The sequence below is a fragment of the Pseudomonas sp. dw_612 genome, from assembly GCF_018449725.1.
Taxonomy (GTDB): domain Bacteria; phylum Pseudomonadota; class Gammaproteobacteria; order Pseudomonadales; family Pseudomonadaceae; genus Aquipseudomonas.
In genome coordinates this window covers 90,852-103,485 of sequence record NZ_JAAVVC010000010.1, presented here as the reverse complement: position 1 = coordinate 103,485, position 12,634 = coordinate 90,852, and the positions used below count along the sequence as shown (strand labels likewise).

Here is a 12,634-nt window from a genome sequence, read left to right as displayed (position 1 = left end):
GATTATTTCCTCATCCGTGGGTCGAGACGATCGCGCAATGCATCGCCAGAAAGGTTGAACGCCAGCAACGACAGCGCAATCAAGATGCCGGGAAACAACCCGAGCCAACTGGCGGTGGCGATGTAAGGGCGACTCGCCGCGAGCATGTTGCCCCAGGTCGCGGCCGGCGGCGGCACCCCCAGGCCGAGGAAGCTCAGGGAGCTTTCCGCGAGAATGGCCCAACCGAACATGCTGGTGGCCAGCACGCAGATGGGTGCCACGCAGTTCGGCGCGATGTGGCGCAGCATGGTGTACAGCTCGGAATTGCCGATCACGCGGGAAGCTTCGACGAACTCTTTCTCCCGCAACGACAACACCGTGCCGCGCACCACCCGAACCACCGACGGCGTATACGCCAGGCTGAGCGCAAAGACGATGCCGTACAGGCTCGGGCCGATAATCGCCATCAAACCCAGCGCCAGCAGGATGCCGGGAAATGCCAGCAAGGCGTCGTTGATCATCATCAGAATGCGATCGACCCAGCCGCGCATGAACCCGGCGAGCAAGCCCAGGAAAGTGCCGGCGATCACCGCCAGGCTCACCGTCAGCAAACTGATCCACAGGCTGGTGTGGGCACCGATCATCAGACGGCTGAGCACATCGCGACCGTATTCATCCGTGCCTAACCAATGATGGGCAGACGGTGCCTGCAAACGCGACATCAGGCTCAGGGCCAATGGATCGGACGGCGTCCAGATCAAACCCAGCAACGCCATGATCAGCAACACGCCAAGCAGTACGCCACCGATCATGCCGTTCAACGGCAACCGGCCCCGGGCGCGTCGGCGTGGTGTCGTGGCCGGCAGCCCGGAGGCTGTGGCTGGAGGAATAGAAGCGGGCTTGTTCATAGCTTGACCCTGGGATCGAAGAGCGGATAGAGAAGGTCGACCAGCAGGTTGACGAGCACGTAGACAAAGGTCACCAGCAACAGGCAGCCCTGCAATACCGGGTAGTCCCGAGCATAAATGGCGTCCACCATCAGGCGACCGATCCCCGGCAGCGTGAACACCGTTTCCAGGACCGCGATGCCGCTGAGCAGGTTGCCGAGGATCAGGCCAATCAGCGTCAGCGTGGGCGCGAAGGCATTGCGCAGTGCATGCCGCCACAACACCGCCCGCTCGGAGAGCCCCTTGGCTCGGGCATGGGTGATGTATTCCAGGCGCAAGACTTCCACGGCACTGGCCCGCGCCATGCGAGTGATTGCGCCGAGTTCAACCAGGGTCAACGTAACAATCGGCAAGACGATGTAGCTGAGCGCCTGCCACGCCGAATCATGAAAGGACACATAACCGACCACCGGCAACCAGCCGAGCTTGATCCCGAACCCGTACAACAGCAGCAGCCCGAGCCAGAAGCTGGGGATCGACAGCAGCAACGTCGCACCGGCCACCACACCGAAATCCATCCCGCTGTTCTGCTTCCAGGCCGCCAGCAACCCCAGCGGTACGGCGATCAACGCGGCCAGCAACACCGAAACCAGCACAATCGTGGCGCTCACGCTGAAGCGGTCGAGGAGCAACGGCAACACGGCTTGATTGGTCGTGATCGAGAATCCCAGATCACCGCTGAGCACAGCCTTGAGCCAAATCAGAAACTGCATGGCCAGTGGCTGATCCAGCCCCAGCGCCTCACGGGTGGCGGCCAGGCTGTGGGCGTCGGCCATGTCGCCCAGCATCAGCAGCGCCGGGTCACCCGGCACCAGGCGGATGATGGCAAACACCATCAAGGAGATCAGCAACAGCGTGGGCAATGACATGGCCAGCCGCTGCAAAATGAAACGCATCATGTTCAGGGTCTCCCGACGGGCAGGTCGATGGTCCACAGGCGTGGCTTGGACACCGGCCACGGACGCAGTCCCTGCACGTAATCACGATGCGCCGAGATCGAGTTGCCGTTGTACATCACGATCAGCGGTACATCCTTGATCATCTGTTGATGCAGCTGGTCGAACAGCGCCTGACGCTTGTCCGGATCCGACTCGCGCATGGCCTCGCTCAACCACTCCCGGGCTTGCGGGTTGTCCCAGACCTTGCGCGGTTCCTTGTCCTTGTCACCGGTGACCGAATCGAAACTCAGCGCCGGGTCCAGGCGTTCGGAGTAAGGAAAAGCCATCATCTGATAATTACCGGTCTGATAACGCTCAAGCTGCGTGCCCCATTCCAGGGTTTCCAGCTCGAGATTGATGCCGCTTTCCTTGGCCATGGCTTGGGCGAAAACGCCCATGTCGAAGATCGAGGGATAGCGTTTGTTCACCAGCAACTTGATCGGCTGACCTTTGTAACCGGCCTCGGCGAGCAGGCGACGGGCCTTGATCGGGTCGTAGCCATAGCCCTTATCCTCGGCGGCCTGATGGTATTTGCTGCCCACCGCCACCATCGAGGCGTTGGCCCTGGAGCGGTTGTCGGTCAGCGCCGCGACGATTTGCGAGGTGTCCAGCGAGTAGGCGATGGCCTCACGCAAACGCACATCCTTGAGCAACGGGTCGCGGGTCTGGAATAACAAGGCACTGATCGACATGGTGCCGCTGGAGGAAATCTTCACCCCGGGTACTGCCGCCAATTCGTTGGCATCCATCGGTGTGACGTCCACCAGCAGGTCGACGTTTTTCGACAACAGCGCAGCCTTGGCGGCGGCCGGGTCGGGGATGACCATCAGTTTGATGCGATCAAGCTTCGTCGACTTGTTGCCGGTGTAGCCATCCGGACCGGTTTCCTCGCGCGGGGTGTAACCGGCGAAACGCAGCAACTCGATCGACTGCGCGGGTTTCCACTCGCCCAGCTTGAACGGCCCGGTGCCGATCGGTGCCTTCCACGCCCCGGCGACCACAGAGTCGGGATGGACGATGCCGCTGCCACCGCATTCCGGCAGCGCCGTACTGGCCAGGAAAATCCCGCTCGGTCGATCAAGAGTGAACACCACCGTCAACGCATCAGGCGCCGAGATATCGACAATCTTGCTGCCGCCGCTGCCATCAAACGCACCGAGGCAACGCCATTGGGTTTTCGGGTCCAGATAACGGCGCCAGGTCCACAGCACTTCGGCGGACGTCAGCGGCGCGCCGTTCTGAAACTTCACGCCTTCGCGCAGATGGAAGGTGTAGCGCAGGCCATCGTCGGAGACCTGCACATCCTTGGCCAGCAGCGGACCGATGCTGGCATCTTCACGAAAGGCCACCAGACCTTCAGTCAAGTGCAGGATCACGGCGTCGGAGTTGGTGTCACGGTTAACACCGGGCTCAGTGCTGCGAATGTCCGCGTTCAACGCCACGGTCAGCGTGTTATCGGCCCAGGCGTTGGCGGTCAGGGCGACTGAGAGCCCGCCGGCCAGAAGAAAAGCTTTGTTCATATCAAGAACCCTTGGCTGTCGACCCGGACGTTTGGCAGGACCTCAAAACGAAGGCGCGGCCGGGCACATGATGATTTTTCTTGTTTTACAGCTCCTTCGGACGGAGACCCGCAGGAGGTTGTGCAACTGATGTCGTTATTGTTTTGAATGCATGGTTGGCGATGTGATGAACAGGTCCGAGGTGATTAACGTTGATGGACCGATCTTAGGGGCGTGGCAAGTGTGTTGAGAAGAACGTACGGAGCGATCATGTTCGGTATTTCCGGCCACTGCGCCGTCCATTCATCCGCTTTGCGAATCAGAAGCCCGTCGCAGAGGGCTTTGCTCGGCAATACTCACGCCAGGTTAATCACATTGACCGATCACGATCATTTGAACCGATAGGTTTTTCGGGGAGTTGTTCGGATAAGCTTCGGTCAAACCGATCATCGCAATCGCCCATGTTCCCAGAGGCTGTTTCCCATGACGCTGGTCCATCTCCGCGCCTTCTGCTCCGTTGTCGAGAAAGGCAGTTTTCGCTCGGCGGCACGCCAGTTGGGTGTTGCCCAGAGCACGCTGACCCAATCGATCCAGAGCCTGGAAAAGGAGCTCGGTGTCACCCTGCTGGCCCGCTCCAACCAAGGGATTAACCTGACGCCGGCGGGCGAAAGTTTCCTGACCCGGGCGCGTTCGATCACCATGGATTGCGATCGCGCCCTCCAGGATATCCGCCAATGGAAAGGCGAGCCCGAAGGGCAGATCGCGCTGGGCGTCACCGCCGAACCGCTGGCCGAGTTGCTGATGCCGGTGTTCAGCAGCTTCACCCGCAAGTTCCCCAAGGTCCAGGTGCACGTCGCCAGTGGTTCGACGAAGATGCTGATCGAGAAAATTCGCGACGGCCGGCTCGACTTCGTGATGTGCCCGCTGGCGCCCAACGTCACCGACATCGACCTGGCCATCGAGCGCCTCTACAGCTCGGACGCCAGCATCATTGCGCGCAAGGGCCATCCACAGGCACAGGCCCGCTCAGTGCGCGAGTTGACCGATTGTCAGTGGATCAGCGTGCGGCCGGCGGGTGTCGTGGGCGGCGCCGAGAATCGCTTGATCGAGCTGTTCAGGGCCGAAGGACTACCGCCACCGAACATCGCCATTACCGCCGATTCGCTGCTGGAAATCCTGCACATCGTGTCCGAATCGGATTACCTGACCATCGAACCGCGCATGCTGCCGGGCATGAAACTGTTCTCGTCGTCACTGATCAGTATTCCGATCCGTGAGCCCTTGGCCTCGCGGGATGTGTGCCTGATCAGTCGCCGCAACTCGCCGTTCACCCAAGTCACCCAGGAACTGACCAGCATGCTGATTTCCTATTCGCGCCTGGTCCATCGCGCCAAAAACTGATCATCCATTCCGGCTCGCCGCTGCCGTGTATTTCCGCTCCATTGACAAGAGATCTTGACCGTCATGCCTGCGCCCACCCGTTTCTCGTTCGCCGCCCCTCTTCAAACCACCCACGACGGCCTGCTCCGCGCGGCGGCCAGCGAAGTCGGGATCGACCCTGATCGGGTCATCGCCTTTCTCGATGATGTCGAGGACGCCGGGCTGGATTTGCATGGCCTCATGTTGCATCGCAACGGCAGGGTCGCGGCGGAGGGCTGGAAATGGCCCTACACCCCGCAACGCCCTCGAATCCTGCATTCGGTGGCCAAAAGTTTTACCGCGTGCGCCATCGGTTTCGCGCTGGACGAAGGCCTGTTGCGGCTCAGCGATTCGGTTATCTCGTTTTTCCCCGGGCTGCTGCCTGATCCCGTGGATCCGAAATTGCCGCGCATGACCGTCGAGCATTTGCTGACGATGCGCACCGGTCATCAATCCAACACCTCGGGGTCGGTCTGGCGCGCCATCGAAAGCAGCTGGATCACCGAGTTTTTCAAGATCCCGCTGGTTCATGAACCCGGCGAACAATACGTCTACACCAGCGCGGCCAGCTACATGCTGTCGGCGATCGTGACCCAACTGACTGGTCAGACGATGCACGACTATCTGCGCCCTCGCCTGTTCGAACCGCTGGGCGTCACCGACGAGCACTGGGACATCGGGCCCGACGGGATCAACCCCGGCGGTAATGGCCTGACCGCCACGCCAGCGACCCTGCTCAAACTCGGAATCCTCCATGCTCAAGGTGGCCTCTGGGAAGGCAAACGCATTTTGTCGAGCGAATGGGTTCACGCCGCGACCCGCCCGCAAGGCGGGCCCGACAGCAAGTACGGCTACCACTGGGCAATCAAGCCCCGGGACGCGTACTGCGCGGTCGGCGTTTTCGTGCAGATGTCGATTGTTTTCCCGGCCTTCGGCGCGACGCTGGCCGTGGTCGGCGCGATGAAGAACTCGGCGCAGATCATTGCGCACATCGAACGGCACTTCCCGGCGGCGTTTCACGACACCCCGAAGCTGGCCGACGAGGCGGACTATCGCTTGAAGCGACGTCTGGAAGCGATGCGTCAGGTTCCCGCGCTGGTGTCCCAAGGCACTTCGCCCTTCAGTGTTCCAGTCACCGTCGAGGTCGAGGTAGACGACAACGACCAGGGCGTCACGCGACTCGCGTTTACCTTCGAACACGAGACATTGACCGTGCAGCTAAGCGACGCCACGGGCACGCACCGAATTGTGGCGGGGCTGGAGCACTGGCATCAGGGCAGCACCGACATGCCCGGCAGCGAATTGCACCATGGCTACACCTTCGACAACGTAGACGTCATCGCCGGGGCACGCTGGCTTGATCACTCGACCCTGGAAATGCAGTGGATATTCGTCGCCAGCGCCTTCCGTGACACCGTCCGCTGCACGTTCACCGACGATGCCGTGACATGGGCGCGAACGGTCAACGTCAACAGCGGCGCACTGAGCCAACAACCCCTGCACGGCAAACGAATGATCTGAAGAAGATCAACGGTGGGAGCGAGCCTGCTCGCGAAAGCGCCAGAACAGCCCCCACAAAACCTCAACCCCACCCCTTCATAAAATCAATAAACGCCCGCACCTTCAGCGGCAGATGCCGGGTATCCGGGTACAGCGCGTACACCCCTTGTTGCGCGAATCGATGATCCGCCAACAAACGCTGTAGCCGCCCCGCGTCCAGATCGTCCTGCACCAGCCACTGGGGCAAAATCGCCACGCCTTGCCCGGACAACGCAAACGCCCGCAGCGTCGCCGAGTTGTCGGCGACAATCGCGGTTTTCCCCGGTTTCGGCTGGTAGAGATGCTCCGTTCCCGCCGGGTCGTTTACCGTCAGTTCAGGCACCCGACCATGCCCCAGCGTCGGTAGTGATTCCAGTGCCGCCAACGTGTCGACGGCCGCGAAACGCTCGATCAACCCTGGCGCCGCCACCGCGAAAATCTCGAACGTCGACAACTGCACCGCTCGCAAATTGGAGTCGTGCATCCGCCCCAGCCGGATCGCCACATCGAAACGCTCGGAAATCAGATCGGCGTGGGTCGAGGAGGTGGACAAGTGAATGTTCAACTGCGGATGTTGCTCTCGAAACACCCCCAGCGCGGGCACCACCTGGGCCAAGGCAAACTCCACCGTGGTGGTGATCCGCAACGAGCCCTTGAGCTGCGAATGCTCCGAACGGGCTTCTTCGATCGCTAGTTGCGCTTCGTCCAGGGTGCGCAAACAGCGTCGATAAAAACGCTCGCCGGCATCGGTCAGGGCTAATTGGCGGGTGCTGCGGGTCAGCAAGGTCACGCCCAGTTCTTCCTCCAGGCGCTTGAGGTTGAAACTCACCACGGCGCGGGTCTGCCCCAGTGTCTCGGCCGCGGCGGTCAACGACCCGGCCTCGACCACGGCTTTAAAAGTGTCAAAACGGTCCAGGCTGACCATGCCCGCAGCACTCCTTTGTCAAAATAATTTTGACAAACTAGCAGCCAAACCAGCGTTCTCCTAACCCGGCAAGCGCCCTACCCTGCACGTCTCATTACAGGGAATGTTGCCATGGCTTATCGCTCGAAAGTCGCGCTGGTGTATTTGTTGGGGTTCGCCCTCGACCTGCTGAACATGTTCGTCGCCAGCATCGCCTACCCCGACATCGCCCGTGAACTGCACGCCTCGGTGACGGAATTAGCGTGGATCAGTAATGCCTACATGCTCGGACTGACGCTGATCATTCCAATGAGCGTGTGGCTGGCGGCGCGGCTCGGCGAGCGGCGGCTGATCCTCGGTTCGCTGCTGTTGTTCGGGATCGCCTCGGCGTTGGTGGCGCAGGCAGGATCGATTGAAACGTTGATCGGCTGGCGATGGCTGCAAGGAATCGGTGGCGGGTTGTTGATCCCGGTGGGCCAGGCCTTGGCCTATCGACAGTTTCCAGCGGAGCAACGCGCGCATTTCACGGGCGTGGTGATGCTGGTGGCGCTGATGGTGCCGGCACTGTCGCCAGCGGCCAGCGGGTTGATTGTCCAGGCGTTGTCCTGGCGCTGGATCTTCTACCTGAACCTGCCGATGGCGCTGCTCGCATTAGGCCTCGGCACGTTGTGGCTGAAACCCGATCAACCTTCAAGGGAACGCCCAACACTGGATGTTCGCGGCCTGCTGCTTGCCGTCTCCGGCCTGTGCCTGCTGCTGATTGCCCTGAGCCTGTTGAGCGAACCCGACACCCGCGTCTTCGGCTTGGTGGGTCTGATCCTCGGCACGGCGGTCGTCTATCTGTACCTGTGCGATGGCTGGCATAAACCGGGGGCAATTCTCGACCTGCAATTGCTCAAAAACCCGTCGCTGCGCTTGGCGATGCTGGTCTATCTATTCGTAAACGGCGTCTTTGTCGGCACCAGCCTGATTGCGGTGCTGTACCTGCGTGGCCTCGGTTTCGGCGCGGCGCAAACCGGTGCGCTGATGCTGGCATGGGCGGCAGGGTCCGGCGTGGCGATCATGGTGGGCAAACGCAGTTTCAACCGCATCGGCCCCAAGCCGTTGTTGATCGCCGGCATGATCCTGCAATGCCTTGGCATTCTGTTGCTGATGCGCGTCGAACAACCCGCAGGCCTGCCGCTGATCATTGCTTACACCTTGATGGGCCTGGGCGGTAGCGTGTGCAGCGTCACCGCGCAGACCTTGGCGTTTGTCGGCGTCAGCCCGGAAAAAATGAGCCACGCCAGCGCCCTGTGGAACATCAATCGCCAGCTCGGCTTCTGCCTTGGTGCGGCGCTGTTGAGTTCATTACTCGGCGCGTTGGGGACCCAAGGTTTCAATTATTGTTTCCTCGCGGCGGCGCTGCTGACCCTCATCCCCATGGCCGCCGTCCTGCGTCTGGATTCAACGACAGTCCTCGCCCTGCTGACCTCCCCGCCCCTCCAGGAAAAATCCACATGACTGACTACACCGACTACTTTGACGAAGTGATCCAGGCCCACGTAGCGATCGAGCAATGGTTTGCCCATGAACAAAACGACGCCGCGCTGGACCGATTGCTGTCGCGTTTTTCACCGCAGTTTTCCATGGTCTCACCGCTGGGCCGGACGCTGGATCTGGAGGCGCTGAGAGCATTGTTCCGGATGGCGGGCGGACAGAAAACCGGGTTCAGGATTGAGCTCAGTGAGATGCGCGGGATCGCGCGGCACGAACGCGGCGCGACCGTGAGTTATCGGGAGCGGCAGACCGATGCAACGGGGCTGCACTCGGATCGGCGTTCGACGGTGGTGTTCGAGAAACCCGAATCCGGCAAGGTGATTTGGCGGCATTTGCAGGAGACGCTTTGCAGCGAGTAAATACCTGATCGCTACCACGCGCTGCGAGGGAGCGATCAGAACACCGCGTTATCAGGCGATATAAGCCACGAGATTAGGCAAACGCTGGAGCGATGGGTTTTGGCCAACAGCCGCCGGGTAGAGCAACTGGATGGAAACCGCCAGGTCCTTGCCCGGCTCCAGCAAATAATCATCACCCTTCGGAGTGACCAGCTCAACAACCCCCTCCGGACCTGCATGCGTGACGTTGAGCCAGGCGTTAGCGTGAATCTTCGTGCCCAAGGGCAAGCCCGAACTCAGAAACTTCCATTGAGTGATCGCTTGTTGATGTGGACGCAGAATAACGTCATAGCTGTAGATCCAGCCTTTAGTTGCTTGATCCTGCCATGAACCTTTAAAAACCTGACGTGCTTGAATAGGATTCCCTTCAAGTTTGCGCCCCAAAACAGGACAGTAGAAGTTCTCCATGGAATCCGGTTGATAATAAACAATGCCACACAATTCTTTCGCACTAACAGGGCTCAGTTCTTGATCACATTGCAATGTCAGTGTCCGTCGGAAAGTCCACCCCGAGGTTTGTTCCTCTTCGATCAAAATAGTCCTGAAGTCCCATGCATCATCGTGAATCATTCGCGCGCCCTCGGCCGGCATCGAGGCGTGCAGCAAGGTCACGCCGGGGCGCATTCTGAATTGCAGCCGCGAGCCTACGGGCGGAGGCGTGCCATCGGTGACCAGGGAAAACCCCAGTGTGATGGGCTCCCTCTCTTTAATATGACTGACAAATTCATCCATTCTGATATCTAACAGCTTTGCCATGTGCAACTTCCTTTTATCAAATTGATCGCATTGCGATCCAGCAACAATAATTGACCACTGCAAACTCATTAGATCAAACATCAGAGTTTCAGGGTGACGCGGAAGTTAGCACACGACAAAACAAACAAAAGCCGATTCAACACCCTATTACAACTAACAAGCTCTCCAGCCAACATAAGAAACTTGCAATAGACTGCACTGTAATACCACGTTACTTGGCGACACCTGCACGAGACGTTTGCTTGAGCTGTTGAAGGCATCGCCCGCACGTCCGAAAGAGGCCCCTACCTGTAATGTCTGACAGTAGACGTCCTACAACTCGCGACACAGACTCCTGCTTAACGGGAATGGCTGTTGATGTTGATGAAGCGCCCGCCGACTGTTCTCGAACCTAACCGGGTGTTGAGCCAGCCACAACTCACCTCGCATGCTGAATGACACAGGACAACTACATGAACACTCACAAAGTTCACAAACCTGGCTCCGTGGATGAAAGTTTTGGTGGCCCACTCAACGAAGATGAAGAAATCCCGCCAGGACAGTTCTCACTCTGGCGGCTACCTCATATCAATGGCACAGACCGCCTGGTCAAAGGAATCTGCACATAGACTCTGGGAAAATCATCGTAGGTATCGCCGTATCCCACGACGACAATTTCTCTGAAAATGAAACTCGATACCTTAAGTTGTATTACGGTCTGGCACGTGTGGATGAAAAAGGACGTATCGATAAAACATTCGCGGACAAGGGCTTTACGTTCGGACAATTCAGGCCGCCGTTTAATGCGTCAGGCGGTAAGGTAGCCGTTCATGGCAAATGGATTTATATGCTGGGTTATACCTACCTGGACGCGGATTCTGATTTTCCGCCTGAGCATTTGACGATCACCCGCTTCACGGAGCAGGGCGTCCTGGATTCTGATTTTGCAGCAGGCGGCCATCTGATCCTGCCAAATCTGGCGATAGAACAACTTATCACCGACTCCAGCTGTCTTGCGATCCAGCCTGACGGCAAGATTGTCATCAGTGCGACTTATCACGCTCCGGGGAACGAGAGAAGACTCAGCGGCGTTCTTTATCGAATAAACCCGGACGGAACATTGGATAACAGTTTCAATACGACCGGTCGCTTGAACGTCATGCTCAATGGCGGCGCCGACATCACCTCGGTTAATGAGATGCAGCTGCAGGGCGACAAGATTCTGATCGTCGGCGGAGTGAGACAAATCGATGGCGAGAAGGGTTACTTTGCCCGTTACAACAATAATGGCACTGTGGACATGACCTTCGGTGAGGCCGCTACCCCGGGGGTCTACGTGTTGAACCTCGCGGACACCACCCTGAATGCGTTGATACAAACAACCGATGATCGATTTGTAGGTCTCGGAAAGTCAGGTATCGATCGCGACGAGGAAGGTTTGTTAATACCCATAAAGGGCCTTTTGCTCGGCATGAATGCAGACGGTCGGCCGGATCAGCATTTCAATCGGGGGCAACCTGTCTTGACGAGCCTCAACGAGCAGCTGGGCGACAACTGGCACGCAGGCTTCATGGACGCTGATCGCCGACTGACCGTCGCCAGCGTCCACGGATCAGTGCATTTCGCTCGTTTTCTCGACAACGGACTTCTCGATACCCATTTCGGTACCGATGGAAAAGTTGACGAGGATACGGACGCCAACGCGAAACCCGTTTTTCTGCAGCGACGCCTGGAGAAGCGATTTGTTTTTGGAGGAAACACTTCAGGAATCTCCAGCTTTCTAGGGGTGTTATGGGCGTATTGGAGTTGACGTGATAAATCTATTTCCAGCCCCCACTGCGGTGAGGGCTGGCTCACTCACAAACGCGATCAATCACCCGCCTGCTTCACCACCACCGTGCACGTAATCCCCGCCGCCAACAGCACGCCTTCCGGCACTTCATCAATGTGAATCCGCACCGGCACCCGTTGCGCCAGACGTACCCAGTTGAATGTCGGGTTCACATCAGCAATCAGCTCGCGACTTTCCGGATTATCCCGGTCATAGATCCCGCGAGAAATACTCTCCACATGCCCCTTCAACACCTCGCCGCTCATCAGTTGCATGTCGGCCTTATCGCCCACTCGCACGTGTGGCAGTTTGGTTTCCTCAAAGAAGCCATAGACCCAGAACGAGTTCATATCGACCACGGCCATTTTCGCTTCGCCGATGCGTGCGTAGTCACCGCGATGCACGTTGAGGTTGGTCACGTAGCCGTCCACGGCGGCGCGCACTTCGGTGCGTTTGAGATTGAGTTCGGCAGCTTCAAGTTGGGCCTGGGCGTGTTGGTAATCGGCCAGGGCCGAGTCGGCGATGTTGCTGGCGTCGTCGCGGTTTTCCTTGGAGATCACCAGTGCGTCCATGTCGGCGCGGCGGTGGGCGTTGACCTTGCGCATCTCCCACGTGGCTTTGCGTGAAGCCACCATTGATTGCGCCTGTTTCACGGCGATGCGGTAGTGCTCGGGGTCGATCTGCATCAGCAAATCGCCCTTCTTCACCAACTGGTTATCGCGCACCGGCACGTCCACCACTTCGCCGGTGACGTCGGCGGCGACGTTGATGATGTCGGCGCGCACGCGACCGTCGCGGGTCCATGGCGTGTCCATGTAATGCACCCACAGGGTCCGGCCGATCCATATCGCGAGGGCCAGCACCAGCAGGGTCGCGAGCAGACTGAAAAGCTTTTTCATCAGTAGG

General features: G+C 59.1%; 11 protein-coding genes. 5 read left to right on the top strand and 6 right to left on the bottom strand.

Going from position 1 to position 12,634, the window contains the following annotated elements; all coding sequences use genetic code 11:
* Nucleotides 1-2: 2 nt before the first annotated feature.
* The 3 genes from HB680_RS17060 to HB680_RS17050 all read right to left on the bottom strand — a co-directional run bounded on the left by HB680_RS17060 (nt 3) and on the right by HB680_RS17050 (nt 3,384).
* Nucleotides 3-791: an ABC transporter permease gene (locus tag HB680_RS17060; RefSeq protein WP_256735572.1), complete on the bottom strand. Its 789-nt coding sequence runs from the start codon at nt 789-791 to the stop codon at nt 3-5.
* A gap of 92 nt (nt 792-883) precedes the next feature.
* Nucleotides 884-1,825 (bottom strand): ABC transporter permease, encoded by a 942-nt coding sequence (locus tag HB680_RS17055; RefSeq protein ID WP_213939771.1) that lies wholly within the window; start codon nt 1,823-1,825, stop codon nt 884-886.
* Nucleotides 1,826-1,827: 2 nt separating this feature from the next.
* On the bottom strand, nt 1,828-3,384 hold the full coding sequence (locus HB680_RS17050) for an ABC transporter substrate-binding protein (protein WP_213939770.1): 1,557 nt from the start codon (nt 3,382-3,384) through the stop codon (nt 1,828-1,830).
* Nucleotides 3,385-3,846: 462 nt separating this feature from the next.
* Between HB680_RS17050 and HB680_RS17045 the strand changes: the two genes are divergently transcribed.
* Nucleotides 3,847-4,764, top strand: coding sequence for a LysR substrate-binding domain-containing protein (locus HB680_RS17045; RefSeq protein ID WP_213939769.1), 918 nt, complete (start codon nt 3,847-3,849; stop codon nt 4,762-4,764).
* 63 nt (nt 4,765-4,827) lie between these two features.
* The gene (locus HB680_RS17040) at nt 4,828-6,303 is read left to right on the top strand and encodes a serine hydrolase (RefSeq protein WP_213939768.1); all 1,476 of its coding nucleotides are present in this window, start codon (nt 4,828-4,830) and stop codon (nt 6,301-6,303) included.
* A 61-nt stretch (nt 6,304-6,364) separates the two neighbouring features.
* On the opposite strand, the gene HB680_RS17035 is transcribed toward HB680_RS17040, so the two are convergent.
* A complete protein-coding gene (locus HB680_RS17035) occupies nt 6,365-7,246 on the bottom strand; it encodes a LysR family transcriptional regulator (RefSeq protein WP_213939767.1) in 882 nt (293 codons plus the stop codon).
* Between the two features lie 111 nt (nt 7,247-7,357).
* On the opposite strand from HB680_RS17035, the gene HB680_RS17030 reads away from it, so the two are divergent.
* Nucleotides 7,358-8,728, top strand: a complete 1,371-nt coding sequence (locus tag HB680_RS17030) for an MFS transporter (RefSeq protein WP_213939766.1) — start codon at nt 7,358-7,360, stop codon at nt 8,726-8,728.
* Entirely contained in the window at nt 8,725-9,123 is a 399-nt protein-coding gene (locus HB680_RS17025; RefSeq protein WP_213939765.1) for a DUF4440 domain-containing protein, read from the top strand. The genes HB680_RS17030 and HB680_RS17025 overlap by 4 nt, the downstream gene beginning before the upstream one ends.
* Nucleotides 9,124-9,174: 51 nt before the next feature.
* Here HB680_RS17025 and HB680_RS17020 read toward each other — a convergent pair whose 3' ends face one another.
* Nucleotides 9,175-9,918 (bottom strand): hypothetical protein, encoded by a 744-nt coding sequence (locus HB680_RS17020; protein WP_213939764.1) that lies wholly within the window; start codon nt 9,916-9,918, stop codon nt 9,175-9,177.
* A gap of 706 nt (nt 9,919-10,624) precedes the next feature.
* Between HB680_RS17020 and HB680_RS17015 the strand changes: the two genes are divergently transcribed.
* On the top strand, nt 10,625-11,707 hold the full coding sequence (locus HB680_RS17015) for a hypothetical protein (RefSeq protein ID WP_346657409.1): 1,083 nt from the start codon (nt 10,625-10,627) through the stop codon (nt 11,705-11,707).
* Nucleotides 11,708-11,766: 59 nt separating this feature from the next.
* On the opposite strand, the gene HB680_RS17010 is transcribed toward HB680_RS17015, so the two are convergent.
* Nucleotides 11,767-12,627: an HlyD family secretion protein gene (locus HB680_RS17010; RefSeq protein WP_213939763.1), complete on the bottom strand. Its 861-nt coding sequence runs from the start codon at nt 12,625-12,627 to the stop codon at nt 11,767-11,769.
* Nucleotides 12,628-12,634 lie beyond the last annotated feature (7 nt).

What these genes read in the sequence shown, in the direction of transcription:
- HB680_RS17055 (WP_213939771.1), bottom strand. Translation starts at nt 1,825, where the DNA reads ATGATGCGTTTCATTTTGCAGCGGCTGGCCATGTCATTGCCCACGCTG.
- HB680_RS17060 (WP_256735572.1), bottom strand. Translation starts at nt 791, where the DNA reads ATGATCGGTGGCGTACTGCTTGGCGTGTTGCTGATCATGGCGTTGCTG.
- HB680_RS17010 (WP_213939763.1), bottom strand. Translation starts at nt 12,627, where the DNA reads ATGAAAAAGCTTTTCAGTCTGCTCGCGACCCTGCTGGTGCTGGCCCTC.
- HB680_RS17020 (WP_213939764.1), bottom strand. Translation starts at nt 9,918, where the DNA reads ATGGCAAAGCTGTTAGATATCAGAATGGATGAATTTGTCAGTCATATT.
- HB680_RS17025 (WP_213939765.1), top strand. Translation starts at nt 8,725, where the DNA reads ATGACTGACTACACCGACTACTTTGACGAAGTGATCCAGGCCCACGTA.
- HB680_RS17040 (WP_213939768.1), top strand. Translation starts at nt 4,828, where the DNA reads ATGCCTGCGCCCACCCGTTTCTCGTTCGCCGCCCCTCTTCAAACCACC.
- HB680_RS17045 (WP_213939769.1), top strand. Translation starts at nt 3,847, where the DNA reads ATGACGCTGGTCCATCTCCGCGCCTTCTGCTCCGTTGTCGAGAAAGGC.
- HB680_RS17030 (WP_213939766.1), top strand. Translation starts at nt 7,358, where the DNA reads ATGGCTTATCGCTCGAAAGTCGCGCTGGTGTATTTGTTGGGGTTCGCC.
- HB680_RS17050 (WP_213939770.1), bottom strand. Translation starts at nt 3,384, where the DNA reads ATGAACAAAGCTTTTCTTCTGGCCGGCGGGCTCTCAGTCGCCCTGACC.
- HB680_RS17035 (WP_213939767.1), bottom strand. Translation starts at nt 7,246, where the DNA reads ATGGTCAGCCTGGACCGTTTTGACACTTTTAAAGCCGTGGTCGAGGCC.